This window comes from Streptomyces sp. NPDC050509, assembly GCF_044457965.1.
In the GTDB taxonomy this organism is placed as follows: domain Bacteria; phylum Actinomycetota; class Actinomycetes; order Streptomycetales; family Streptomycetaceae; genus Streptomyces.
The window spans coordinates 1,257,813-1,283,035 of the sequence record NZ_JBITHL010000001.1 but is presented as its reverse complement, the minus strand read 5'-3'; the positions used below and the strand labels follow the sequence as shown (position 1 = coordinate 1,283,035).

Sequence of the window (25,223 nt, the reverse complement as noted above, 5' to 3'; positions counted from 1 at the left end):
CGGGCCCCGCCCTCACCCCCCGGCGATCTCCGTCAGCGCCACCGGACGGTGCTCGCTCCGCGACAGCTCGCACGCCTCCGCGATCCGCAGCGCGTGCAGCGCCTCCCGGCCGTCGCACGGATTCGCCAGCTCACCGTTGACGACCTTCACGAACGCGTCCAGCTCCGCCTCGTACGCCGGGGCGAACCGCTCCAGGAAGCCCGGCCACGGGTTGTCGCAGGCCGGCGGGCCCTTCGGCTCGGTCGAGGTGATCGGCGTACGGTCGTCGAGCCCGACCGCGAACTGGTCGAGCTCGCCCGCGAGTTCCATCCGTACGTCGTAGCCCGCCCCGTTGCAGCGGGTGGAGGTCGCGGTCGCGAGCGTCCCGTCGTCCAGGGTCAGGACCGCGGCGGCCGTGTCGATGTCCCCCGCCTCGGCGAAGATCGCGGGGCCCGCGTCCGAGCCCGTCGCGTACACCTCCACCACCTCGCGCCCGGTCACCCAGCGCAGGATGTCGAAGTCATGGACCAGACAGTCGCGGTACAGGCCGCCGGAGAGCGGCAGGTACGAGGCGGGCGGCGGCGCCGGGTCCGAGGTGATCGCCCGTACGGTGTGCAGTCGGCCGAGCCGCCCCGACCGTACGAGCTCACGCGCCGTGCCGTACCCCGCGTCGAAGCGGCGCATGAAGCCGAGCTGGAGCGCCGTGCCCGCCGACTCCACCTCGTGCAGCGCGGCCAGGGTGCCCGCCAGGTCCAGGGCGATGGGCTTCTCGCAGAAGCAGGGCAGTCCGGCGCGCGCGGCCCGGCTGATCAGTTCGGCGTGGGACGAGGTCGCCGACGTGATCACCACGGCGTCCACGCCCCACGAGAAGATCTCGTCCACGGAGGGCGCGGCCGTGGCGCCGATCCGCTCGGCGACCCGCGCCGCCCGTGCCGCGTCCATGTCCGCGACGACCAGGGATCCGACATCGCGATGGCGGTTGAGTACGTCAGCGTGGAAGGTGCCGATACGGCCGGTGCCGATGAGTCCGATGCGCATGGCCCCAAGGTGGCCGTACCCTGATCACCGTGTCAAGGCTTTGTCCTGACAACCGGACTTCTCTACTTCCCGTCAACAGGGCATGCGACTACGCTCGGCCCGTGCCCCATCAGCCGAGATCAGTCCGAACCGGACAGGAGACGACCGGCCGGGCCGACCCCGTCGGCCCGGAGCCGGACCTCGCCCCGCAGCTCAGGCTCGGCGTCGACCGCACCAGTCCCGTACCGCTCTACTTCCAGCTCGCGCAGCAGTTGGAGGGCGCCATCGAGCGCGGCAGGCTGGCGCCCGGCAGCCTGCTCGGCAACGAGATCGAACTCGCGGGCCGGCTCGGGCTCTCCCGCCCGACCGTCCGCCAGGCCATCCAGTCCCTCGTCGACAAAGGACTGCTCGTACGCCGCCGGGGCGTCGGCACCCAGGTCGTGCACAGCCAGGTCAAACGCCCCCTGGAGCTGAGCAGCCTCTACGACGACCTGGAGGCGGCCGGCCAGCGCCCCGCCACCCGCGTCCTGCGCAACACCCTGCACCCCGCCACCGCCGAGGTCGCCGCCGCGCTCGGGGTGCAGGAGGGCGCGGAGGTGCTGCTCGTGGAGCGGCTGCGGTACGCGCACGACGAGCCGATGGCGTATCTGCGCAACCATCTGCCCGCCGGCCTCCTCGACTGCGACACGCAGCGCCTCGAAGCCACCGGCCTCTACCGGATGCTGCGCTCCGCCGGGATCACCCTGCACAGCGCGCGCCAGACGGTCGGGGCGCGGGCCGCCACCACCGAGGAGGCCGAGGTGCTGACCGAGCCCGCAGGGGCGCCGCTGCTCACCATGGAGCGGACCGCCTTCGACGACACGGGGCGGGCGGTGGAGTTCGGCTCGCACATCTACCGGGCCTCGCGGTACGCCTTCGAGTTCCAGCTCCTCGTCCGTACGTAGACCGCCCGACGGGCCGCGTACGGGCGCGTACGGGCCGCGTACGGCCGCCGGGTACCCGCTGGCCACCCCCCGACCAGCCATGACCGATACTTGGGCGGCCGGGTTCCGCACGGACGAGCCCCGGCCGCACCGAGGAGTACAGCAAGAAGGGCACGGCGTCGTGGCAAGGGTTCGGACAGGGGTACGCGCGCTGAGCGCCGTACTGGCGGCGGTGCTCGGGGCCACGGCCCTCGCCGGATGCAGCAGTACCGGCGGCAAGCGCGCCGAGGAACGGGCCCAGCGGGCCGCCCAGGGACGGGCCGCGGTGGACACCCCCCGGTGGACCGTGGCCATGGTCACCCACTCGGGCAGTGGCGACACCTTCTGGGACATCGTGCAGAACGGCGCCAAGCAGGCCGCCGCCAAGGACAACATCAAGTTCCTCTACGCCAACAGCGACGAGGGCCAGCAGCAGGCACAGCTCGTGCAGTCCTACATCGACAAGAAGGTCGACGGGCTGATCGTCACGCTCGCCAAGCCCGACGCCATGAAGGCCGTCGTCGCCCAGGCCACCCGGGCCGGCATCCCGGTGATCACGGTGAACTCCGGCGCCGCCGAGTCCAAGAAGTTCGGCGCGCTCACCCATGTCGGCCAGGACGAGACCATCGCCGGCGAGGCCGTCGGCGAGGAACTCGACCGGCGCGGCAGGAAGAAGGCGCTCTGCGTCATCCACGAGCAGGGCAACGTCGGCCACGAGCAGCGCTGCGCCGGGGCGAAGGAGACCTTCGGCGGGCAGATGCAGAACCTGTACGTCGACGGCACCAACATGCCCGACGTACAGGCGTCCATCGAGGCCAAGCTCCAGACCGACCGCTCCGTCGACGCCGTCGTCACCCTGGGCGCGCCCTTCGCGGACGCCGCCGTCAAGGCGAAGGAGACCGCGGGCAGCAAGGCCGAGATCGACACCTTCGACCTCAACGCCAAGGTCGCCTCCTCGCTGACCTCCGGCACCCTCGGCTTCGCCGTCGACCAGCAGCCGTACCTCCAGGGGTACGAGGCGGTCGACCTGCTCTGGCTCTACCGCTACAACGCCGATGTCCTCGGCGGCGGGCGCCCGGTGCTCACCGGACCGCAGATCATCACCGAGAAGGACGCCGGGGCGCTGGAGAAGTACACGGAGCGGGGCACCCGGTGAGCGCGGACGAACGCCTGCTGCGCACCTCCCCGCTCCGGGGGCTCCTCGGCCGTCCCGAGCTGGGCTCGGTCGTCGGCGCGGCGGCCGTCTTCCTCTTCTTCGCGTTCGTCGCTGACTCGTTCCTCCAGCTCTCCAGCTTCGGCACGGTCCTGTACGCGGCCTCCACGATCGGCATCATGGCCGTCCCGGTGGCGCTGCTGATGATCGGCGGCGAGTTCGACCTCTCGGCCGGTGTGATGGTGACCAGCTCCGCACTGGTCTCCTCGATGTTCAGCTACCAGATGACGGCGAACGTCTGGGTCGGCGTCCTGGTGTCGCTGCTGGTCACGCTCGCGTTCGGGGTCTTCAACGGGGTCATGCTGACCCGTACGAAACTGCCCAGCTTCATCATCACCCTCGGCACGTTCCTGATGCTCACCGGACTCAACCTCGGTGTGACGAAGCTGGTCGCCGACACCGTCTCCACCAAGACGATCGCCAACATGGAGGGCTTCCCCTCCGCCCGCGCGCTCTTCGCCTCCCAGCTCACCCTCGGCGGCGTCGACCTGAAGGTCACCATCCTGTGGTGGGCCGGGCTGGTCGCCCTCGCCACCTGGATCCTGCTGCGCACCCGTCTCGGCAACTGGATCTTCGCGGTGGGCGGCAACGCGGACGCCGCCCGCGCCGTCGGCGTCCCCGTGGAGCGGACCCGGATCCTGCTCTACATGGGCGTGGCCTTCTGCGCGTGGATCGCCGGGCAGCACCTGCTCTTCTCGTTCGACGTCGTCCAGTCCGGTGAGGGCGTCGGCAACGAGCTGATCTACATCATCGCGGCCGTCATCGGCGGCTGTCTGATCACCGGCGGCTACGGTTCGGCGATCGGCTCCGCCGTCGGCGCGTTCATCTTCGGCATGACGAGCAAGGGCATCGTGTACGCCGAGTGGAACCCGGACTGGTTCAAGTTCTTCCTCGGAGCGATGCTCCTTCTGGCCACCCTGCTCAACGCGTGGGTGCGCAAGCGCGCGGAGGCGTCACGATGACCGCACTCGTCGAACTGGACGACGTCAGCAAGTACTACGGCAACATCCGCGCCCTGGAGGGCGTCTCGCTGGAGGTCCACGCCGGTGAGATCACCTGCGTCCTGGGCGACAACGGGGCCGGCAAGTCCACCCTCATCAAGATCATCGCGGGGCTGCACGGCCACGACGCGGGCGACTTCCTGATCGACGGCGAGAAGGCGGCGCTCTCCTCCCCGCGCGACGCGCTGGACCGGGGCATCGCCACCGTCTACCAGGACCTCGCCGTCGTCCCCCTGATGCCGGTCTGGCGGAACTTCTTCCTCGGCTCGGAGCCGCGCAAGGGGTACGGGCCCTTCAAACGGCTCGACGTGGCGCGGATGCGCGAGACCACCCGCGCCGAGCTGCTGCGCATGGGCATCGACCTGCGCGACGTCGACCAGCCGATCGGCACCCTCTCCGGCGGCGAGCGCCAGTGCGTGGCCATCGCCCGCGCCGTCCACTTCGGCGCGAAGGTCCTCGTCCTGGACGAGCCGACCGCTGCCCTCGGGGTCAAACAGTCCGGGGTGGTCCTCAAATATGTGGCCGCCGCACGTGACGCGGGACTCGGAGTGGTCCTCATCACGCACAACCCGCACCACGCGTATCTGGTGGGCGACCGCTTCGTCCTGCTCAAGCGGGGCGTCATGGCGGGCAGCCACACCAAGGACTCGATCACCCTGGACGAGCTGACCCGGCAGATGGCGGGCGGCTCCGAGCTGGCCGAACTCAGCCATGAGCTGGAGCGCGCCCCCGCCCCCAGGCTGAAGGACACCCCGGCGAGCGACGAGGACTGACCCGGGGCGGGCCGGGCCGCCGGGACCGGTACGGGTACGGCGCCCCCGGACGCGGGCGTGGCGCCGCCCGCCGGGCCGCACAGCGACCCCAGCCGCCCCGGATGGCACAATCTGGCAGGGCGGACACCCGTCCGCCGCCGCTGCCCACCCGGGCCTGGCGGCCCCCGACCCCGCAGGGACGACACGACTCGTGCGAGCACCCAGCCGCCGCCCCACTCGGTACGGCACGACCGATCCGACGGACGACACACGAGGAGCGGGCCGATGAGTACGTACCGTGACATCACCCACCGCGGTACCGCCCGCGCCACCGTCCTGCGGACCGTCGGCACCCGGGAGCGCCGCTCCCTGCTGACCGCGCCCCGCGTTCCGACCGTCGGCATCGACATCGGCGGTACGAAGGTGATGGCCGGGGTCGTCGACCCGGACGGCAACATCCTGGAGAAGATCAGGACCGAGACGCCGGACAAGTCGAAGAGCCCCCGCGTCGTCGAGGACACCATCGTCGAGCTGGTCCTCGACCTCTCCGACCGCCACGACGTGCACGCCGTGGGCATCGGCGCGGCCGGCTGGGTCGACGCCGACCGCTCCAAGGTGCTCTTCGCGCCCCACCTGGCCTGGCGCGACGAACCGCTCAGGGACGCGCTCTCCTCCCGGCTCGCCGTCCCCGTCATGGTCGACAACGACGCCAACACCGCCGCCTGGGCCGAGTGGCGCTTCGGCGCGGGACGCGGCGAGGACCATCTCGTCATGATCACGCTGGGCACCGGCATCGGCGGTGCCATCCTGGAGGACGGCCGGGTCAAGCGCGGCAAGTTCGGGGTCGCGGGCGAGTTCGGCCATATGCAGGTCGTGCCCGGCGGCCACCGCTGCGCGTGCGGCAACCGCGGCTGCTGGGAGCAGTACAGCTCCGGCAACGCCCTCGTACGGGAGGCCAGGGAGCTGGCCGCCGCCGACTCACCCGTCGCGTACAACATCATCGAACGCGTCAAGGGCAACGTCCAGGAGATCACGGGCCCGCTCATCACCGAGCTGGCCCGCGAGGGCGACGCCATGTGCATCGAACTGTTCCAGGACATCGGGCAGTGGCTCGGCGTCGGCATCGCCAACCTCGCCGCCGCCCTCGACCCGTCCTGCTTCGTCATCGGCGGCGGCGTCAGCGCCGCGGACGACCTGCTCATCAGCCCGGCCCGCGACGCCTTCCGCCGTAACCTCACCGGCCGCGGCTACCGCCCCGAGGCCCGGATCGCCAAGGCGGAACTCGGCCCCGAGGCGGGCATGGTCGGCGCCGCCGACCTCTCCCGGCTGGTCGCCCGGCGCTTCCGCCGCGCCAACCGCCGCCGCGTGGAGCGCCATGAGCGGTACGAGCGGTACGCGCAGGTGATCCGCACCGCCCGCCCCGGCCAGGAGCCGCCGGCATGACCGGGGACCGGACCGGTCCTGGCGCCGCGCGGGACCCGGAGGCGGCGGCCGTGATCGGGGCGAAGCCGCCCGAGGACCGCCGCCACCGCAACCGCCGCCGCTGGCTGACGGCGATCGTCATCGTGCTGCTCATCGGCATCCCGGCCGGGTACCTCGCGATCTCGGCCGGGCAGAGCCGTGACAGCGGCCGGAACAAGGAGATCGAGTCCTCGGCCACCGGCCTCCAGGAGCTGCGCCCCTCCAAGATGAAGCGGCGCGTCTTCGAGGTGCCGATCCCGCCGGGCTCGTCCCGTATCCGCTACTTCGAGACGAGCAACTGGAAGACCAGCCGGCTGTACGTCCAGTTCGACGTGACCTCAGGACGTCTCGACGCCTTCCTCACGGAGATGGGCACCAGCCGCTCCGCGCTCAAGGACGGCGCGATCACCGTCACCCCCCGCGACCGGCACACCGTCGGCTGGGACTTCGACCTCCCCGGTCACGACCTGGCGGGCCTCCACCACCGGCAGAAGAGCCCGCGCCCCAGCCAGGACGTCGTCGTGGACCTGACCGACCCCGGGTTCCCCCGGGTGTACGTGGTCTCCACCACCACCCCGTGACCGTCCCGACGCGCCCCGGTCACCGGTCCGCACCCGCCCGCGAGGACCCGTCGTCCGCGCCGAAGCGGGGAGGCTCGTACGTCATCGCCTTCTCGAAGGGGCGCATCAGCAGGGACGTCGGCGCGTAGCGCATCAGGGTGTCGCGCACCGCAGTCGCCAGCGGGCGCTCCTCCTGCTCGTTCCTGCTCAGCGTGTAGGAGTTGTCGACCAGCCATCGGGTGCGGTCGCGGCGGGCCGCCTCGTACGCGCGCAGCCCGGCCGCCGGGTCGGACGCCGCCGCGCAGCTCCGCGCCAGGACCACGGCGTCCTCGATCGCCGTGCTCCCGCCCTGGGCGAGGGCGGTCAGCATGGGGTGGGCGGCGTCCCCCAGCAGCGTCACAGGGCCCTCGCCCCAGCGCTCCAGGAACGGCCGGTCCTGCGCGGGGACGGCGTGGACGGACTCCTCGGGGGTGGCCCTGATCACCTCGCCGACCACGTCCGCCCAGCCGTCGAAGGCGCGGGCGATGTCCTCCTTGTCGCCCTTCCAGCCGCGGGCGGCCTCGGCGGACATGTTCCGCGTCCCCCACCAGTAGGCCTGCCCCTGGCCGATGTCGTGCAGCCCGAAGCGCTGCCCCCGGCCCCAGTAGTGGCCGTTGAAGCCCGGGGTCAGCCGCGGATGGTCGAACGGGGTGACGGCGAGCCAGCAGAGGTAACCGGCCTCCCGGAGTTCCTCCGGCCCCGCCAGTTGTCCGCGGACCGCCGAGTGGATGCCGTCGGCGCCGATGAGCAGGTCGGCGCGGGCTTCCCGCCCGTCGGCGAAACGGACCCGTACCCCGTCCTCCTCGACGGTGTAGCCCGTGGCGGCCGACCCCAGACGGATCGGGCAGTCCCCGGCCGCCTCCAGCAGGGCCGCCTGGAGCTCACTGCGGGAGACGCACACGCTCGGGGCGCCCAGACGCTCGGTGAGCTCCCGGTAGGGCAGCGTCTTGATCCGGCCGCCGGTGCGTGTCATCAGCTCGGCGGTCTCGATGACCCGGCCGCGCTCCTCCAGGCGCAGATCGATACCGAGCGAGGCCAGCGCCGTCATGGAGTTGGTCATGACGGACAGGCCGGTGCCCGCAGGGCGCAGCTCGCCCGCCCGCTCGTGGACCTCGACATCGACGCCCACGCGGCGCAGCGTGACGGCCGCCGCGAGACCGCCGATCCCGGCGCCCACGACGATCGCCGTCCTGCGACGGGTACCGCTCGTTCCGTTTCCGCTGCTCATGTCCGCCGTCACCGCTTTCCTCGGATTCCGTTCCCGGTGCCCGGCAGGCTCGCCGTCACCAGATGAGTGATCTGCTCCGCCACGTACTTCACGTACGGCTCCTCCACGACCTGGAGATGGTCACCGGGGACGTCGACGACCTCGATGTGTCCGGTCGTCCTGGTCCGCCAGCCGTTCGTGGGGTCGCCGTGCAGGGAGCCCGCCCCCTCGTGCAGGGGCTTGAGCGCGTCCGGCAGGTCGCCCTGGGCGTGGAGGAGGGTGAGGTCCAGCTCGCCGACCTCGGCCCGCTCGTCCATCAGCGCCTGGTAGTTCGCCTGGAAGACGGCGTGGAGACGGCGGACCGCGTCGTGGGAGTCGCCGGGCGGAAGGATCCCGTTCCGCGCGGCGACCTCGGCCACGCGCCGGAACACCTCCTCCTCGGTACCGACCTCGCGGGTCAGCTCCTCTACGGGGGTGTCGCTCCCGCTGTCGGCCCAGAGGAGCTCCCAGAAGAAGAAGTGCAGCAGGGACGCGTCGCTCACGTCCCGGGGGGCGTCCGGGCTGAGCGCGACCGTGTCGAGGAGGATCGGGGGCAGCACCTCCTGACCGGCCTGCCGCAGCAGCCGCGCCATCTCGAAGGCGACGAAGCCGCCGAACGACCAGCCGCCGATGACGTACGGACCGGTCGGCCGCACCCGCCGGAGGGCCTCGACGTACCGGGCGGCCATCTCGGGGACGGAGCGGTCCGGCTCGGTGCCCGGTACGAACCCGGCCGACTGGAGTCCGTAGAAGGGCTGGTCGTCGGGGAGGTGCCGGGACAGCGCCAGATAGCAGAGCACGTTGCCGCCCAGCGGATGGACGAAGAAGACCGGCGGCCGGTCGCCCTCCCGGCGGAACGGCACCAGCACATCGCGGGGGCCGGACGCCGCGTCCGAGGTACGCAGGCGCTCCGCGATGGCGGCGGGCGTGGGGGCCGCGACGAGCCCGGACAGCGGCAGCCGCACACCGAGGCGCTGTTCGACCAGCATGACGAGGCGCATGGCGGTGATCGACGTGCCCCCCAGTTCGAAGAGGCTGTCGTGGACGCCCGGCGCGGGGACGTCCAGCAGTTCGGCGAACACCTCCACGAGCGTCCGCTCGTACGCGTCACGGGGTGGCCGGCTCTCCCGGGGCGCCGCCGCCGTCAGCTCGGCCGCGCGCAGCGCCGCGTCGTCCCGCTTGCCGCTGGGCGTGAGCGGCATACGGGGCAGCCACGCGTAGTGGGAGGGGACCAGGTACTCCGGCAGGGTCGCCCGCAGCTCGTCCTTGAGCCGCCCGAGGTCGGTCAGCTCCGGGTCCCCCACGAGGAACGCGGCGAGGAAGGCGTCCGTCCCGCGCCGCCGGTCCACGACCGCGACCTCGCGGACGCCGGAACCGTGCGCGGCGTGCCGGGCGACGGCGAGCTCCACCTCGGCGGGCTCGACCCGGAAGCCGCGAATCTTGACCTGGGTGTCGGCGCGCCCGGCGTGGACGACGGCGCCGCCCGGCAGGACGTAACCGAGGTCGCCGGTCCGGTACAGCCGCCGGTCGCCGCCGTCCGGATGCGGGACGAACCGCTCAGCGGTCAGCTCGGGCGCCCCGGTGTACCCGTCGGCCAGACAGACGCCGCCGAGGTGGATCTCCCCCCTGACCCCGACCGGGACCGGCCGCATCCGCCCGTCGAGGACGAGGACCTCCGCACCGTCGATCGGCGTGCCGATCGGCGGCAGCGGCGGGAAGGCGGCCGGGTCGCCGGTCATGGTGAAGCTGGTGACGACATGCGACTCGGTCGGGCCGTACTGGTTCTCCAGGACCGCGCCCGGCAGCAGGGCGCACAGGCGGCGGATCTCCTCGCTCACCCGGAGCTGTTCGCCCGAGGAGACCAGCGTCCTCAGCCGGCGGGGCACCGGGCCGAGCGCGCACGCGGCCTCGGCGAGCTGCTGGAGGGCGACGTAGGGCAGGAAGATCCGCTCGACGCCGTGCCGGTCGAGGAGACGCAGCAGCGCCGGCATGTCGCGCCGTTCCTCGTCGGTGGCGAGGACGAGGGTGCCGCCGGAGCAGAGCGTGGAGTAGATCTCCTGGAACGAGACGTCGAAGCTGAGCGGCGCGTAACTCACCGTGGTGCCCCCGGCGGCGGCGCTGGGCGCGCGGTTCTGCCAGGCCACCATGGTGGCGAGCGAGCGGTGGGGCATCACCACGCCCTTGGGCCGGCCCGTGGAGCCGGAGGTGAACAGGATGTAGGCGGTGCTCTGCGGATCGACGGCGGGGAGGCCGGGGCCGGCCGTACCGTGATCGGCCTCCGGTACGAGGTCCTCCGGCACTTCCGTTACGTTCGGTACTTCCGTTACGTCCGGTACGAGGTCCTCCGCGAGCAGCAGCACGTCCGGGTCGCCGACCAGACCCGCGTGGGCGCGGTGCGCCACCACCCGTACCGGCCGCGCCTGTTCCAGCATCGCCGCGATCCGCTCCGCCGGGTAGCCGGTGTCCAGCGGCACGCACGCGGCGCCCGCCCTCGCGACGGCCAGGATCACCGCCACCGTCTCCGGCGCGCGGTCCATGGCGACGCCGACCCGGGCACCCGCCCCCGCGCCGAGGCCGGTCAGCCGCCGGGCGATCCGGTCCGCCACCCGGTCCAAGTCCCGGTAGGTCCACCGCCGCGTCCCTTGCACCACGGCGACGGAGTCCGGGGTGCGGGCGGCCTGCCCCGCGAAGAGGCGTACGACGTCCACCGGCGCCGCGGGCTCCGGGGCGCGGACCGCGGGCGCGACGGCGAGCGGGCCCGCGGTGGCGAGGAAGCCGAGGTCGGCGGGGTCGTGCGGGCGGTCGAGGACACGGGTGAGGATCTCGGTGTAGGCGCGGGCGACCAACTCCGCCTGTTCGAGGGTGAAGAGGCGGCCGTCCCCGTCGATACGCAGCCACAGGCCGCCGTCGCCCGGGTCGGTGACGGCGTTGAGGAGGAGCTGGAAGTCGGTCTCCTCGAAGGTGCGCACCGACCGCAGTTCGACGGCGGGGTGGTCGAGAGCCTCCGCCAGGACATGGAAGTTGACGTAGTTGAACGCGGTCCGCACGGCCGGCCCGTGCGGGGAGTCCTCCTGGATGGCGCTGAGCGGGTAGTGACGGTGCGGATGGCTGCGCCGCTCCTCACGGTGGGCCTCGCGGACCGCGGCGAGCCAGGTGGAGGCGGCGTCCTTCATCCGGACGGGGATGGTGTGGACGAACAGACCGGCGGTGCGGTCGCCGTCGGCGCGCTCAGGACGGCCGTGCGTGAGCAGCCCCGTGGTCAGGTCGTGCTGCCCGGAGAAGAGCCGCAGCGTCAGGCAGTGCACCGCGAAGAGCACGGACTTCACGGAGACGGCGTGCGCGCGGGAGAAGGCGCCGACCCGGTGTTCCAGCCCCGCGGGCAGGGTGACCCGGTGGGTGACGAAGCCGCTCGGCCCGGTCACCGGCGTGGCGGGCCGGAAGCCGTCGAGGCCGACGGCCCGCGCGCCGTCCAGCCGCTCCTGCCAGTACCGCCGGTCGTCCGCGGACTCCAGGGCCGCGCGCTCGGCGAGGACATGGTGGGCGGGGGAGGGCGGCGGGCCGTCCTGCGCGGTGTCCGTCCGCTCGCCCAGGACGCGCAGATGCTCCTCCAGCAGCTCCCGCAGCAGGCTCGCCACGCTGCCGCCGTCGAGCAGCACATGGTGGAAGCCGAGCACCAGCTCCACGGTCTTCTCGCGGACATGGACACGGAAGTGGCAGAGCGGCCCGGTCGTCAACTCGTAGCTGTGATAGCGCTGTTGCTCGATGTGCTCGTCGATGACCGCGTCCGCCTCCGCCTCCGGAACGCCGCGCTGGTCGACGACGAGGAGCCCTCCCGTCCCCTGACGGTGGACGATCTGGAGCGGTTCGCCGTGCCCGCCGAGGTCGATCGTGGAACGCAGCGCGGGGTGACGGGCGACGAGCCGGTCGAACGACCGCCGGAAGGAGGACTCGCACCAGGGCAGCCGGAAGGAGTAGTGGAAGACGTCGTGGTAGACGGCGGACCCTTCCCTGGCCGAGCTGTGGTAGATCAGCCCGAGCTGGAGCCGGGTCAGCGGGAACGCGTCCTCGACGTCCCCCGCCCGCAGCAGCCGGGCCCGTGACTCCTCGGGGATCAGCGCGAAGGGGGCCAGGTCCGGGTCCTGTTCGCGCGGTCCGCCGGTGCAGCGGGCGGCCAGGGCCGCCACGGTCGGGTGCTGGACCAGGTCGTTCGGCGCGAAATGGACACCGAGCCGGGCGGCCCTCGCCTGGATCCTGATGGTCAGGAGGGAGTCGCCGCCCAGCGCGTAGTAGTCGTCGTGGATACCGACGCTCTCCTGCCCCAGCACCTCGGACCAGACGGAGACGAGCGTCGCCTCGGTCGCGTCGCGGGGCGCGGCGCCCTCCTTCCCGGACGTGCCGCTCGCGGTCGGGGGCGCGGGCAGGGCGCGGCGGTCGGCCTTGCCGTTGGGGGTGAGCGGCACACGGTCGATACGTACCAGATAGGCCGGGATCATGAACTCCGGCAGGTTCAGGGCGAGATGGGCGCGTAACGCGGCGTCCTCGGCCGGTTCGTCCGCCACGTAGTACCCGACGAGTTGGGTGCCGCGTGCCGACGTCACACTGGTGACGACGGCGCCGCGCACGCCGGGGGCGGTCGCCAGATGGTGCTCCACCTCGCCGAGTTCGATCCGGTTGCCACGGATCTTCACCTGCCCGTCGATCCTGCCGAGGTACTCGATCGTGCCGTCGGCGAGCACGCGCGCCAGGTCCCCCGTGCGATAGAGGCGGCCACCGGGGGCCGACGGGTGCGCGGTGAACTTCTCCCGGGTCAGCTCGGGGCGGCCGAGATAGCCGCGGGCCACGCCGGCCCCGGCCACGCACAGCTCGCCGGGCACCCCGAACGGCTGCGGCTCGTCCTGGTGTTCACCGAGCACGTACAGCTCGGTGTTGTCGATCGGCCTGCCGATCGGCACCCGCGCCACGGGACGCTCGGGGTCGGCCGGGCAGGCGAACCAGGAGACGTCGACGGTCGCCTCGGTCGGCCCGTAGAGGTTCACCAGCCTCGGCGCCGGCCGGTCGCCGTCGCCCGCGCCGAAGATCCGGTTGAACTGGTCGACACGGGAGGGCGGCAGGGCCTCGCCGCTGCAGAAGACGTACCGCAGCGAGCGGACCTCGGCGCGCGCCTGCGCCGACTCCTCCAGCAGATCGAGGAACGGGCCGAGCATCGAGGGGACGAAGTGCGTGACGGTCACCCGCCGTTCGGCGACGGTACGGGCCAGCGCGCGCGGGTCCTTCTCGGCGCCGACCGGGGCCGGCGCGACCGCGGCCCCTTCGACGGCCCACCAGAACAGCTCCCACACCGAGACGTCGAACGAGATCGGCGTCTTGTGCAGGATCACGTCGTCCGCGCCGATGGGGTGGGCGCGCTGCATCCAGGCCAGCCGGTTGACGACCGAGTGGTGCTCGACCATGACGCCCTTCGGCCTGCCGGTCGAGCCCGAGGTGTAGATGACGTAGGCGAGATCACGCGAGGTGGCGGTGGGCTCGGGCGGGGTGGCCGGGCCGTGCAGCAGATCGCCGACGCGCAGCACCTCCGTAACTCCTGTCGGTTCCGAGCCGCCCACGCCGGGCGAACCGGGGCCCACCAGCACGACCTTGGCGCCGCTGTCCTCCAGTACGTACGCGATCCGCGCGGGCGGATGACCGGGGTCGACCGGTACGTACGCGCCTCCGGCCTTGAGCACGCCGAGCACGGCCACGAGCGTCAGCGGACCGCGCTCCAGCAGAACGGCCACCCGGTCGTCGGGGCGGACCCCGGACGCCCGCAGGGCACGGGCCACCTGGTTCGCCGCCGCGTCGAGCTCCCCGAAGGTCAACGGGGTGTCGCCCGTCGCGGTGCCCGGCCGCACCGCCTGCCGGTCGGGGGTACGCGCGGCCTGCTCCTCGAAGAGGCTGTGCAGGGTCCGATCGTCCGCGTACGCCACCCGGGGGCCGCGCGCGGCGCTCTCCAGGTTCCGCCGCTCGGCCGCGCCCAGCACGGGCAGTGTCCCGATCGGCCGGTCGGGGTGCTCGACCGCGCCCCGGATCAGGGCGGTGATGTGGCCGGCCAGCGCCCCGACGCGGAAGTCCTCGTCGAGGACGTCACGCCCGTAGGTGAGGGTGATCCGCACGTCGTCGGTGCCCCGGGTGTGCAGGACGTGGACGGCGATGGCGTCCTGCGCGTGCGCGGGGGCGGACCCGCTGGTCTCGCGGACAAGGCCGGCGACGGCGGGACTGGGGGGCATCGGCAGGTACGACAGCGTCACGTCGAAGAGCTGCGGCGCGCTCCCGCTGCCGCGCGGCAGCGTCCTGAGCACATCACCGAGCGCGAGGCGTTCATGGCGCCGCAGTTCCTCGCCGCCGCTCTCGACGGCCTCGCCGACCTCGCGCATCGTCGCCGTACCGGGGGTTCTCACCCGCAGGGGAAGGATGTTGGCGAAGTGGCCGACGGTCGCCAGCTCCTCACCGGTCCTGCGGTTGAGCATGGGGATGCCGAGCACCACTTCCGGTACGCGGTGGATCCGGCCGAGATAGGCGGCGAACGCCGCGGCCACGACGGGGAACACCAGCCGCTGCTGCTCGCGCAGCCGCCGGACGAGGGCGCTCTCCACGGTGAAGGAGTACCGGCCGGTCGGGGAGTGAGAGCCGGTCGGGGAGTGCGGGCCGGTCGGGGCGTGCGGGCCGTCCGACGGGGCGGCGATCGCTGCGGTACGGGTGAACAGGGCGGGCACCGCGTCGGCGTGCGCCCCGCGGTGGAAGTCCTGGTCCCGCCGGAACTGGGGCGAGGCGGTGTACCGGGCCTCCTCGCCGACGAAGTCCACGTACGACGGGGCGGTCCCGTCCAGGGGGGCGCCGCCCGCCTTCACCCGCCCGTACTCCTCGAAGACCTGCTCGGTGAAGAGGAAGATGCCGTAGCCGTCGGTGATGATGTGATGGGCCTTGACGACCAGATGTACGGCGCCGGGCCCCTCCCTGAGCAGCGTCAGCTCGAACATCCGGCCGCGCCGCAGCGGGAACGGGCGGGCCATCGACCGCTCGACCCAGGTGGCGCACGCGGCGCGCGGGTCGGGCTCGTCGGTGAGGTCCACGACGGCGACGAGAGCGCTGTCGGGGGCGGAACCGGCTTCGGGGTCCTTCCACTGGTGAGGTATCTCGTCCCGCGCGTCGAAGAACAGCGAGAACGCGTCGTTGCGCCGCACCGCCCGGGCCAGGCAGGCCCGTAGCGCGGGCACGTCGACCCGTCCCGTCAGGCGTTCGTGCACGACGCAGTTGAACTGCGGATGGTTCTCGTCGAGGGCGCTCGCGACCCAGATGTCCCGCTGGTAGGCGGTCAGCGGCAGGCGCAGGGGATCGGACATTTCTCCTCCTCGGATGACAAGCTGGTGCGCACCGCCGCTGATCGCGACGTGGCGATCCCGGTCAGCGGGCGGACGGTGGCGCGGCCACCAGCTCCTCGACCAGCGCCCCGGACAGCGCCCGTACGGTGCCGTGGGTCCACAGCAGGGTCGGGGACAGCGTGGTGCCGAACGCGGCCTCCAGCCGGTTGCGCAGCTCCAGGCTCATCAGCGAGTCCAGGCCGAGCGTCTTGAACGGCGTCTCCGGGCCGACGCGTTCCGGCGGGAGCCGCAGCACCCGCCCCGCCAGCTCGCGCACCGCGGCCTCGCCGATGTCCGCCCTGGCGTCCGGGGGAGCGGTGAGCAGACGGTCGCGCAGCCCGCCCGACGGCGGGGCGGCGGCGCCGCCGTCGGCCGCCGCGCGCAGCAGCTCCCAGCTCGGCAGCGCGGCGGTGTCGGGGTAGGCGTCGAACCACTGCGCCGGGTCGAGGGGTACGTAACCGACGACCGGCTCGTCGTGCTCCAGCATCCGCGTCAGCGCCGGCCAGGCCTCGTGCGCGGGGAAGCCGCCCATGCCCCGTTCCGTGAGCCGGGCACCGCGCCGCTCGTCCGAGGCCGCGAGCCCGATGCCGGTGAACGGCCCCCACTGCACGCTCAGGGCGGGCAGGCCCCGGGCACGGCGGGTCTCGGCCAGGGCGTCGAGGTAGGCGTTGGCCGCGGCGTACGCGGCCTGCCCGGCGTTGCCGACCAGCGCGGCGGCGGAGGAGAACAGCACGAACAGGTCGAGCGGGTCCCGCGCGGTCCCCTCGTCCAGGTTGCGGGCGCCCACGGCCTTGGGCGCCAGCACGGCGGCGGTCCGGTCCGGGGTCAGGGTGTCGATCGTGGCGTCGGCGAGGACACCCGCGGCGTGGAAGACGCCCCGCAGCGGCGGCATCTCCTCCCGTACCCGGCGCAGCGCCGCACCGAGGGCCCGCTCGTCGGCGACGTCGCACCGTACGGTCTCCACCCGCGTGCCGGCCTCCCGCAGCGCCGCCAGGCGCCGTTCGGCGTCGGCGGTGGGGGCCGACCGGCCCAGGAGCGCGAGCGCGCCCGCGCCCCGGCCGGCCAGGAACTCCGCGAGGGACAGGCCGAGCGCCCCGAGGCCGCCGGTGACGAGATAGGTGGCATCGGCCCGGAAGCGGCCGTCCGGCAGCGGTACGGGCGCCACCGCCCCCACGGACTCCGGGTCGGTGAGGACGAACTTGCCGATGTGGTCGCCGTGGGACATCTCGCGCAGCGCGGTCGCGGCCTCGGCGAAGGGGTGGGTGCGTACGGGCAGCGGGGTCAGCCTGCCCTCGGTGATGTGCTCCCAGACGTCGGCGAAGACGCGGGCGAACCGCTGGGGCCGGCGCTCCATCAGCCCGGCCAGGTCCACGGCGGCGAAGCTGACACCCTTGCGGAAGGCGTCCAGGGAGATCCGGTGGCCGCCGTGGATGTCCTTCTTGCCCAGTTCGACGAAGCGCCCGTCCTCCGCGAGCGCGTCGAGACCGGCCTCGATGGCCGCCCCGGTCAGGGAGTTGAGCACGACGTCCACTCCGCGTCCGCCGGTGGCGGCGCGTACCGCCGACGCCCAGCCGAGGTCCCGCGAGTCGAACACGTCGGTGACACCGAGCCCTGCCAGGTACCGGCGCTTGGCCGCGCTCCCGGCGGTGGCGACGACCCGGGCACCGAGGAGCCGGGCGACCTGGAGGGCGGCGAGGCCGACGCCTCCGGCGGCCGAGTGGATCAGGACGGTCTCGCCCCGCTCCAGGCGGGCGAGGTCGGCGAGCCCGTACCACGCGGTGGCCATGGCGAGCGGCAGGGCCGCCGCCTCCGGGTCGCCGAGGCCGTCCGGGACGGGCCTGGCGTGCTCGGCGCGTACCGTCACCTGGCTGGCCAGCGAGCCGAACGCACAGGCCACCACGCGGTCCCCGGGACGGAACCCGGTCACGTCGGGGCCGACGGAGACGATCCGGCCCGCGCACTCCCCGCCGAGCAGCCGGGCGCTGCCCGTGGGGTCGGGGTAGGTGCCGAGCGCCTTCATCACGTCGATGAAGTTGAGCGCGGCGGCGGTGACCTCGATCCCGATCTCCCCGGGCCCCGGCGGCCGTCCGGCCAGCGGCACAGGCACCACGCCCTCCCACCGTCCCGGCAGCGTGGCGGCGACCCGGAACGGCCGGCGCGCGGCGCGCAGGGGCGGGCGCGGGGTGTCCGGTTCCCCGAAGCCGCCCGCCCGGGTGAGCCGGGCGGCCAGCCGGGTGTGTCCGCGCAGGGCGACCTGGTCCTCGCGGTCCGCGCCGAGGATCTCCACGGCGCAGGCCGCGGTCCAGCCGTCGTCGGCCGGGTCCACGTCGACGACGCGTGGCTCCAACTCCCCGTGCTCGCGCCGCAGTACCCGGGTGTAGCCCCAGTAGAGGGCGGCGCCGGGGTCGGGCCGGTCCCCGGCGGTGGCCGCCTGGCCCAGGGGCGTGACCACGGTCAGCCGTGGTGCGGCGGGCAGGGCGGCGCAGGCGCGCACGAGGTCGGTGAGCGCGTCGAGCCCCCGCCGCTGGGCCGGGAGGCCCGCGCCGGCCGGGGGAGCCGCGAAGACGACGCCCGCCGGGGGAGCCGCGAAGACGACGCTCCCGGCCTCGCGCAGGCCACCGAGCGGGCCGTGCGCCTCCCCCGTGGGTACGCGGGTCACCTCGGCGCCCTCGGCCGCCAGCGCGTCGGCGAGCGGGTCCGCGAGGCCGCCCGGGTCGCCGCAGACGAGCCACGGTCCGCGGGGCGGGCTGCCGTTCCGCGGCGCCCCGGCCACCTCGGTCCACCGCAGCCGGTGCGACCGGGCCGCGTCCGCCGCGTCAGATCCGGCGTCCGCGGCCAGCGCCTCCAGCCGCAGCCCCTCCATGGCCAGCACCAGCCGGCGCTCACCGTCGAAGACCCGCACGTCCACGTCGCCGTCCTCGTGCCGGACGGCATGCGACCACACCCGGTCGACCGGCGGCCCGGCGGGGCGCTCCGGCACCCGGATCCGGCGTATCGCGGTCGGTACCAGGGCCGTGTCCGCCCGGTCCGACTCGAAGAGCGCGAGCGAGACCTGGAGGGCGCCGTCCCACAGCGCCGGGTGCAGCAGGTAGGGGCGCGCGCCCGGCAGCAGCGTCGCGTCGAGCACCGCCTCGCCCACCGCCTCGCGCCCGTCGGGACCCCGGTACAGCGCACGCACACAGCGGAAGGCGGGCCCGTAGTCGAGCCCCCGCCCGGCGCACGCCTCGTAGAACGGCCCCGGCTCCGTGGCCCGCGCCGTGTCCAGCCACGCGGGAAGGCCCGGCAGGGCCGCGCCGGCGTCCCGGTAGTCGGCGCGCGCCGTGGCGTGCTCGGTCCAGGCGGTGCCCCCCTCCGGCAGCGAAAGAAGGCGGAAGCTGCCGCCCTCCGCGACGTCGTCCCGCCACTCGGCGGCCAGCCGCTCGGGTCCCTCACCGAAGGCGACGGCCGCGCTCAGCGTGATGTCGTGCAGCGCGCGCGGCGCCGAACCGGTCCTGGCCCGCGCGGTGTTCACCGCCAGCGCCAGGGTCGCGGCGCCCGGCAGGACGGCGGTGTCGTGCACCCGGTGGTCCGCGAGCCACGGCAGGTCGGCGACCGCGAGTTCGGTGGTTCCGTGCCAGACGTCCCGCTCGCCGGGGGAGGGGGAGAGCCGGACGTCCAGCCCGCGGACCGCCCCGGGGCGCGCCGCCGCCGTACCGTCCGGGAGCCAGTGGCGCTCCGGCCGCATCGGATGCGCGGGCAGCGGGACGGGACGGCACCGCGGCAGGCCGCCGAAGGGTTCGAGACCCGCCGCGTAGCCGCGCGCGAGGGCGCGGGCGAACGCGTCGGGGCCGCCGTCGCCCCGGCGCAGGGTGGTCAACGCGGCGGCGGGCCGCCCGTGTTCGGCGACCAGTTGCTCGACGGCCGGGGTCAGCACCGGATGCGGGCTGATCTCCACGACGTGGCTGACACCGTGGTGCAGCGAGTGCGTCAGCGTATCGGCGAACCGCACGGTGCCGCACAGGTTGTCCACCCAGTAGGCCGCGTCCATCCCGCCGCCGTCCATCGGCTCCCCGCGCACCGTGGAGAGCAGTTCGACGCTCCCTTGCCCGGGAGTGGCCGCCGCCAGCTCGACCAGCAGGTCGTCGCGGAGCTCGGCCATCTGCGGGCTGTGCGAGGCGTAGTCGACCTGGACGAGCCTGCAGTACGTACCGTCCGCCTCCAGCGTCTCCTTGAGCGCGAGGACGGCGTCGCCGTCCCCGGACAGGACGCAGGAGGTCGGCCCGTTGTGCGCGGCCAGCGCGATCCTGCCCCCGAAGGGGCCGACGTTCTCCAGGGCCGCGTCGCGGTCGAGATCCACGGCCAGCATCCGCCCGCGCCCGCAGGTCCGGCGGACGATCGCGCTGCGCCGTGCCACGACCAGCGCGCCGTCCTCGTACGACAGGATCCCGGCGACCGTGGCGGCGGCGATCTCGCCCTGACTGTGGCCGATGACCACGTCGGGCTCGACACCGGACGCCCGCCACAGTTCGGCCAGCCCCACGGACATCGCCCACAGGACGGGCTGGAGGGCGTCGACCCGCTCCAGCCACGCGTCGCCCGACTTCCCGGTGAAGACGTCCAGCGGATCCCACGTCAGATGCGGACGCAGCGCCCGCGCACAGCGCTCCACGACCTCGGCGAACAACGGGCTCTCCCGGTACAGGTCCTGCCCCATACCGCTCCACTGGGAGCCCTGCCCGGGAAAGACGAACGCGGTGCGCCCCCGGGCGACGGCCCGTCCCGTCACCACCGCCGCGTGCTCGCCGTCCTCGGGCCGTTCCGACACCTCCGTGAGCGTGGCGGAGAGGGCGTCGGGCGTGGTGGCGAGCAGCGCCGCCCGCACCGGGAGGTGGCCACGGCGCCAGGCGAGCGTCCCGGCCAGCGCGTGGACGGCCGCCTCGCTCTCCGGCACGTGGTCCAGGAGCTGTGTGGCCCGCTCGGCGAGCACCGAGGGCGACTGGGCGGACAGCGGTACGAAGGCGGGCAGCCCGGTGGACGGGCGGCCGGACACCTGAGTTCCGGTCCCGGTCCCGGTCCCGGCGGAGGGGGAGCCGTCCGTTCCCTCGGGCGGGGCGGCCACGACCACATGGGCGTTGGTACCGCCCCAGCCGAAGGAGCTGACCCCGAGCCGGACGGGTCCGGTCCGCGGCAGTTCGAGCGACTCGCGCAGCACCCGTACGTTGAGTTCGTCGAAGGGGATGTCCGGGTTCAGCACCTCGGCGTGCAGGCTCGGCGGTACGACCCGGTGCCGCAGCGCGAGCAGCACCTTGAACAGCGAGCCCATGCCCGCGGCGGCCTCCAGATGCCCGATGTTCGTCTTGACCGAACCGATCGGGACGGGGCCGTTCGTACGGTGCCGGCCCACGGCCCGGCCGATCGCCGCGGCCTCCGCGGGATCGCCGCGCCGGGTCCCCGTTCCATGGGCCTCGATGTAGGCGACGGAGTCCACGGGGACGGCACCGGGACCGTCCCCGTAGACGCTGCTCAGCAACTCCTCCTGGGCGGCCGGGTCGGGCGTGACCAGGCTGTCGCCCCCACCGTCGTTGTTGACCGCCGTACGCAGGATGACGCCGTGGATCCGGTCCCCGTCCGCCAGCGCGCGTTCCAGGGTCTTCAGACAGACGGCGGCCACGCCCTCGCCCCGGACGAAGCCGTTGGCGGAGGCGGCGAACGCGGCGCAGCGGCCGTCGGGCGAGAGACCGCCGAAGTGGGTGAGCCCGACGGACACGTCGGGGGCCAGTATCAGGTTGGCCGCGCCGACGATCGCGGAACCGATCTCACCGTGGCGCAGCGCCTGTACGGCCAGGTGCAGGGCGACGAGGGAGGACGAGCAGCCCGATTCGACCGTGAGAGCCGGTCCGCGCAGCCGCAGGAGGTAGCTGATCCGGGCGGCGAGCACATCCAGGGCGCCGCCGACGATGCTGTGCTGCGTGGGCGGGGTGCCGCGCTCCTTGCGGAGGAGCTCGTAGTCGTGCCACGACGCCCCGATGTAGACACCGGTCCGCGAGCCTTCGAGATCCGAGGGACGCTGCCCCGCGTCCTCCACGGCGCGCCAGGCCGCCTCCAGGAGCAGGCGCTGCTGGGGGTCCATGTCGGCCGCTTCCCTCGGGGAGATCCCGAAGAAGCCCGCGTCGAACTGGTCCACCCCGTCGAGGAAGCCACCGACAGCCTGAACGTCCTTGCCGGGATCGAGCGGCCGCGTCGTGTCCCAGCGGTCGGCGGGTACGGGGCGGACGGACTCCCCGCGCTCCGTCATGAGCGTCCACAGACTCTCGGTATCGGGCGCGCCGGCGAACCGGCCCGACATTCCGACAATGGCGATGACGTTCGCATTATCGTGCATATGATAATTTCGTCCTTTGCCTACGTCGTATCGGCGGAGGAATAATCCGGAGTGTAATACCGTGCCGGGATTTCGTGTACGGGCCCGAACCTGCCCGTTTCCCGGCGTGGCGGTGCCCGATATCCGGGTCGTCCGCTTTTACGGCGGCACGTCACCGTTCACCCCCGACTGAGTTCGTTCCTTCCGCCGGTCGGGCGGAGAAGTGCTGGTGGGCGGCGCGTGCGGTGGGAGTGCGTGGCCTTTCGTGACTCGGGGGAAGAATTCAGGTGTCCAAGTGGAGAATTTCCGGGCGGAGGTCTGACGGCGGTGAGAATGTCCCGGTGCGGCCCGAGTTCGTCTGCGACTTCCTTGGTTATTCTCGGTGCTGGTTGAAACGTGAAAGAAATAGTGTCGTGCCGAGGTGCGGCGAATCCGCGGCACGGAAGGTGCTCGGTGATTTTGCGCGGAAAGGGAGGAAATCGGGATCCCTGTCCCGGTGGCGACCGCGAGGTGTCGAGCCCGCTCCCCTCCCTTGACGGCCGCCCGCCGTGTGGCGACCATGGGGAGCGCTCTCTGTCGTGGACATGATCAGGAGGAACCTGATGTCCCCTGCGCGATGGCTCGCCGGCGTCGTTTCCCTCGGACTCGCCGGCGCGCTTGTCCTCGGGCACGTGACCACCGCCGGACCCGCGGAGGCCGTCGCCGCGGCGACGGACGACCGGCCGTCCACGCTCGGCCGCCCCCTCGTCGGCGGCGCCGACCCGAGCGTCATCAAGGTCGGCGACCTCTATGTCTCCGCCAAGTCCGTGGACGGCGGCATCGCGGTGCGGTCGGCGTCCACCCTGGAGGGCGTCGCCACCGCGCCCAAGCACCAGGTGTGGCGGGACACCGGCGGCCTCGGCGAGGTCTGGGCCCCGGAGATCGTGCACCACGACGGTCAGTACCGCATCTACTTCGCCGCCGGCAGTGGCGCCGCCCACCGGATGTACCACATCAGTTCGGCCGCCCCGGACACCGGTTACTCCGCCGCCACCAAGGTCGCCCTGCCCGGTGACAAATGGGCCATCGACGGAGCGCCCTTCACCTTCGGCGGCCGGCGCTGGTTCGTGTGGTCCGGCTGGTCCGGCGACACCAACGTCGAGCAGAACCTCTACATCGCCAGGATGAGCAGCCCCACCGCGTCCACCGGCGGCCGTTATGTCATCTCGCAGCCGCGCGAGCCGTGGGAACGGGTCGTGGGCGATCCGTACATCAACGAGGCGCCCCAGCCGGTGGTCGACCCCAGCGGGCAGTTGCACATCGCGTACTCCGCGAACGGCAGTTGGAGCAGCCAGTACTGCATCGCCGATCTGCGGCTGCGGGCCGGCGGCGATCCCACGTACGTCTGGGACTGGTACAAGAGCAACGGCTGCCTGTTCGGCTCGCACGCCCCGACCATGATGCCGGGCTGGGACCCCACACTGAACGTCGACGGTCCGGGCCACCACACGTTCGTCCTGCCGCGCGGCGACGCCGCCGCCGGCCCGCCGTCCGGCAACCGGTTCCCGACCCTGTTCCACGCGGTCGCCAAGGGCACCCCGTACACGTGGTCCAACCGCTACTGGTACACCGGAACGGCCGTGTGGTGGGGCAACACCACCTACCGCCGGGCCAATGTCCCCGGCGCGCCCACCGACGTCGGGTACAGCCTCAAGTTCTTCGAGTAGCGCGCCGCCGGCGGCCAGGTCCCTTCCCGCCCGGCACCCCTCGCGAGTAGGAGTCCTGCCGTGTTCGACCTGCCCCCGCCCTCCCGGCGCCGCTTCCTCGGAGCGACGAGCGCGATCGGACTGTCCGGTGTGATCGGACCGACCGGTGTGATCGGCTCCGGAACGACCCTCTCCGCCCGGGCGGCGGACGGCGGCGGCGTCGTCCCCGTCGACTGGTCGCGCCTGGGCTCCTACGCAGGGGCGGACGCCGCCGGAACCAGGGTGAGCACAGTCCTCGCGGGGAGCGCCCGCTACCTGATCGGGCCCTGGTACGCCGCCACGTACACCCACTATCTTCCCGACGGCCACATCGACCTCCGGGGAACCGACGAGCGGGCCGTACGGCTGCCCGCCATGGCGGCGGTCGCCGCCACCACGGCCCTGGTCACGGGCGTGTACGACCCCCGGACGCTGTCGGCCGCGAACGCCACCGTCCGCACCCGCAATCTCATCCGGACCCTCGCCGCCCGGCACCGGGCCAACAACACCGATGCCGGGACCCGTTGGGGCGGCGGATGGCAGACCGCCCTGTGGGCGTACTACACGGCGCTGTCGGGCTGGCTCTTCTGGGACCGGCTGGACACCACCGCGCGCGATCATCTCGTCGCCATGCTGGTGTGGGAGGCGGACCGGCTCACCACCGGCGACAGCGTCCACCTCATCGGCACCAGCGGTGATGAGCTGTACATGACCCGCCGGAACGGCACCGTCGTCACCCCCGGGGACAGCAAGGCGGAGGAGAACAGTTGGAGCGCCGCCGCGCTCTCCCTGGCCGCCTCGATGATGCCGGGCCACCCCGGCGCCGCCCGCTGGACGCGTCGCAACGCCGAGCTCCTGCTGGCCGCCGCGGCCCGGCCGGCCGACCTCACCGGCGGCACGACCGTCAACGGAATCCGGCTGTCCTCCTGGCTGCGGGGGACGAACATCGCCGACGACGGGACGCTGGAGAACCACGCACGGCTGCACCCGCTGTACATGGTGGCCTTCGACCAGAGCCTCTACCAGGGCTTCGTCTTCGGCCTCGCCAACCGTGCGGCGCCGAGGGCCGCGCTGCACAACATCAGGCGGACCTACGCCGCCCTGGTGGACAAGCCGTTCCCGCTGCCCGGGGGAGGGACCACCCCCATCTACCGCCCGGGCTCCGCGGAGATCCACTATCCCGAGGGCAACGACTGGGGTACGCATTTCCCCTTCTACTTCGGCAACTTCGACCTCCTGGTCTCCCTCACCGGGCAGGACCGGGGCATCACCCCGCCCGCCGCCGAGTGGGAGCGGCTGCACAACACCGCACAGCTCTCCCTGATGTCCCGCTTCACCGACGGCCGGACCTACGGCGCCGCCGGGGAGAACACCTACTACGGGCGGGAGCACCGCATCGGCGCCATGGCGGGGCAGTCGTATCTCACGCTGTTCCTGGCCCGCAACGCGACCGGCAACCGGCTGCGCTGGAGGTGAGACCGGGCCGGGCCCGCCGCCGACCCGGTCACGTGTACATGTCGGAGATCACGTACCGG

At 73.2% G+C, this 25,223-nt stretch carries 12 protein-coding genes; 8 read left to right on the top strand and 4 right to left on the bottom strand.

The genetic code is table 11. The features are described from left to right. Positions 1-12 precede the first annotated feature (12 nt). Entirely contained in the window at positions 13-1,017 is a 1,005-nt protein-coding gene (locus ACIBJC_RS04835; RefSeq protein ID WP_329828024.1) for a Gfo/Idh/MocA family oxidoreductase, read from the bottom strand. Between the two features lie 101 nt (positions 1,018-1,118). Between ACIBJC_RS04835 and ACIBJC_RS04830 the strand changes: the two genes are divergently transcribed. From ACIBJC_RS04830 to ACIBJC_RS04805, 6 genes are all read left to right on the top strand, one after another. Further along, complete coding sequence (locus ACIBJC_RS04830; protein ID WP_399287766.1) at positions 1,119-1,940, top strand: GntR family transcriptional regulator; 822 nt, start codon at positions 1,119-1,121, stop codon at positions 1,938-1,940. Between the two features lie 160 nt (positions 1,941-2,100). After that, on the top strand, positions 2,101-3,114 hold the full coding sequence (locus ACIBJC_RS04825; RefSeq protein ID WP_399287763.1) for a sugar ABC transporter substrate-binding protein: 1,014 nt from the start codon (positions 2,101-2,103) through the stop codon (positions 3,112-3,114). Beyond that, the gene (locus tag ACIBJC_RS04820) at positions 3,111-4,133 is read left to right on the top strand and encodes an ABC transporter permease (RefSeq protein ID WP_399287760.1); all 1,023 of its coding nucleotides are present in this window, start codon (positions 3,111-3,113) and stop codon (positions 4,131-4,133) included. The genes ACIBJC_RS04825 and ACIBJC_RS04820 overlap by 4 nt, the downstream gene beginning before the upstream one ends. Then, on the top strand, positions 4,130-4,945 hold the full coding sequence (locus tag ACIBJC_RS04815; protein ID WP_399287757.1) for an ATP-binding cassette domain-containing protein: 816 nt from the start codon (positions 4,130-4,132) through the stop codon (positions 4,943-4,945). The genes ACIBJC_RS04820 and ACIBJC_RS04815 overlap by 4 nt, the downstream gene beginning before the upstream one ends. Positions 4,946-5,209: 264 nt before the next feature. Continuing rightward, positions 5,210-6,367, top strand: coding sequence for an ROK family glucokinase (locus tag ACIBJC_RS04810; protein WP_399287754.1), 1,158 nt, complete (start codon positions 5,210-5,212; stop codon positions 6,365-6,367). Next, positions 6,364-6,966, top strand: a complete 603-nt coding sequence (locus tag ACIBJC_RS04805) for a hypothetical protein (RefSeq protein WP_399287751.1) — start codon at positions 6,364-6,366, stop codon at positions 6,964-6,966. Before ACIBJC_RS04810 ends, ACIBJC_RS04805 begins: the two co-directional genes overlap by 4 nt. A gap of 19 nt (positions 6,967-6,985) precedes the next feature. Here the strand turns inward: ACIBJC_RS04805 and ACIBJC_RS04800 are convergent, their stop codons facing one another. The 3 genes from ACIBJC_RS04800 to ACIBJC_RS04790 all read right to left on the bottom strand — a co-directional run bounded on the left by ACIBJC_RS04800 (position 6,986) and on the right by ACIBJC_RS04790 (position 21,985). Then, positions 6,986-8,212 carry an FAD-dependent monooxygenase gene (locus tag ACIBJC_RS04800; protein ID WP_399287748.1) on the bottom strand — a complete coding sequence of 409 codons (1,227 nt, stop codon included), beginning with the start codon at positions 8,210-8,212 and terminating at the stop codon, positions 6,986-6,988. A gap of 8 nt (positions 8,213-8,220) precedes the next feature. Next, a complete protein-coding gene (locus ACIBJC_RS04795) occupies positions 8,221-15,606 on the bottom strand; it encodes an amino acid adenylation domain-containing protein (protein ID WP_399287745.1) in 7,386 nt (2,461 codons plus the stop codon). A gap of 61 nt (positions 15,607-15,667) precedes the next feature. Beyond that, complete coding sequence (locus ACIBJC_RS04790) at positions 15,668-21,985, bottom strand: SDR family NAD(P)-dependent oxidoreductase (RefSeq protein WP_399287742.1); 6,318 nt, start codon at positions 21,983-21,985, stop codon at positions 15,668-15,670. A gap of 581 nt (positions 21,986-22,566) precedes the next feature. On the opposite strand from ACIBJC_RS04790, the gene ACIBJC_RS04785 reads away from it, so the two are divergent. After that, positions 22,567-23,670: a glycoside hydrolase family 43 protein gene (locus ACIBJC_RS04785; protein WP_399287739.1), complete on the top strand. Its 1,104-nt coding sequence runs from the start codon at positions 22,567-22,569 to the stop codon at positions 23,668-23,670. A 60-nt stretch (positions 23,671-23,730) separates the two neighbouring features. Further along, on the top strand, positions 23,731-25,164 hold the full coding sequence (locus ACIBJC_RS04780; protein WP_399287736.1) for a hypothetical protein: 1,434 nt from the start codon (positions 23,731-23,733) through the stop codon (positions 25,162-25,164). The last annotated feature ends 59 nt before the right edge of the window (positions 25,165-25,223 follow it).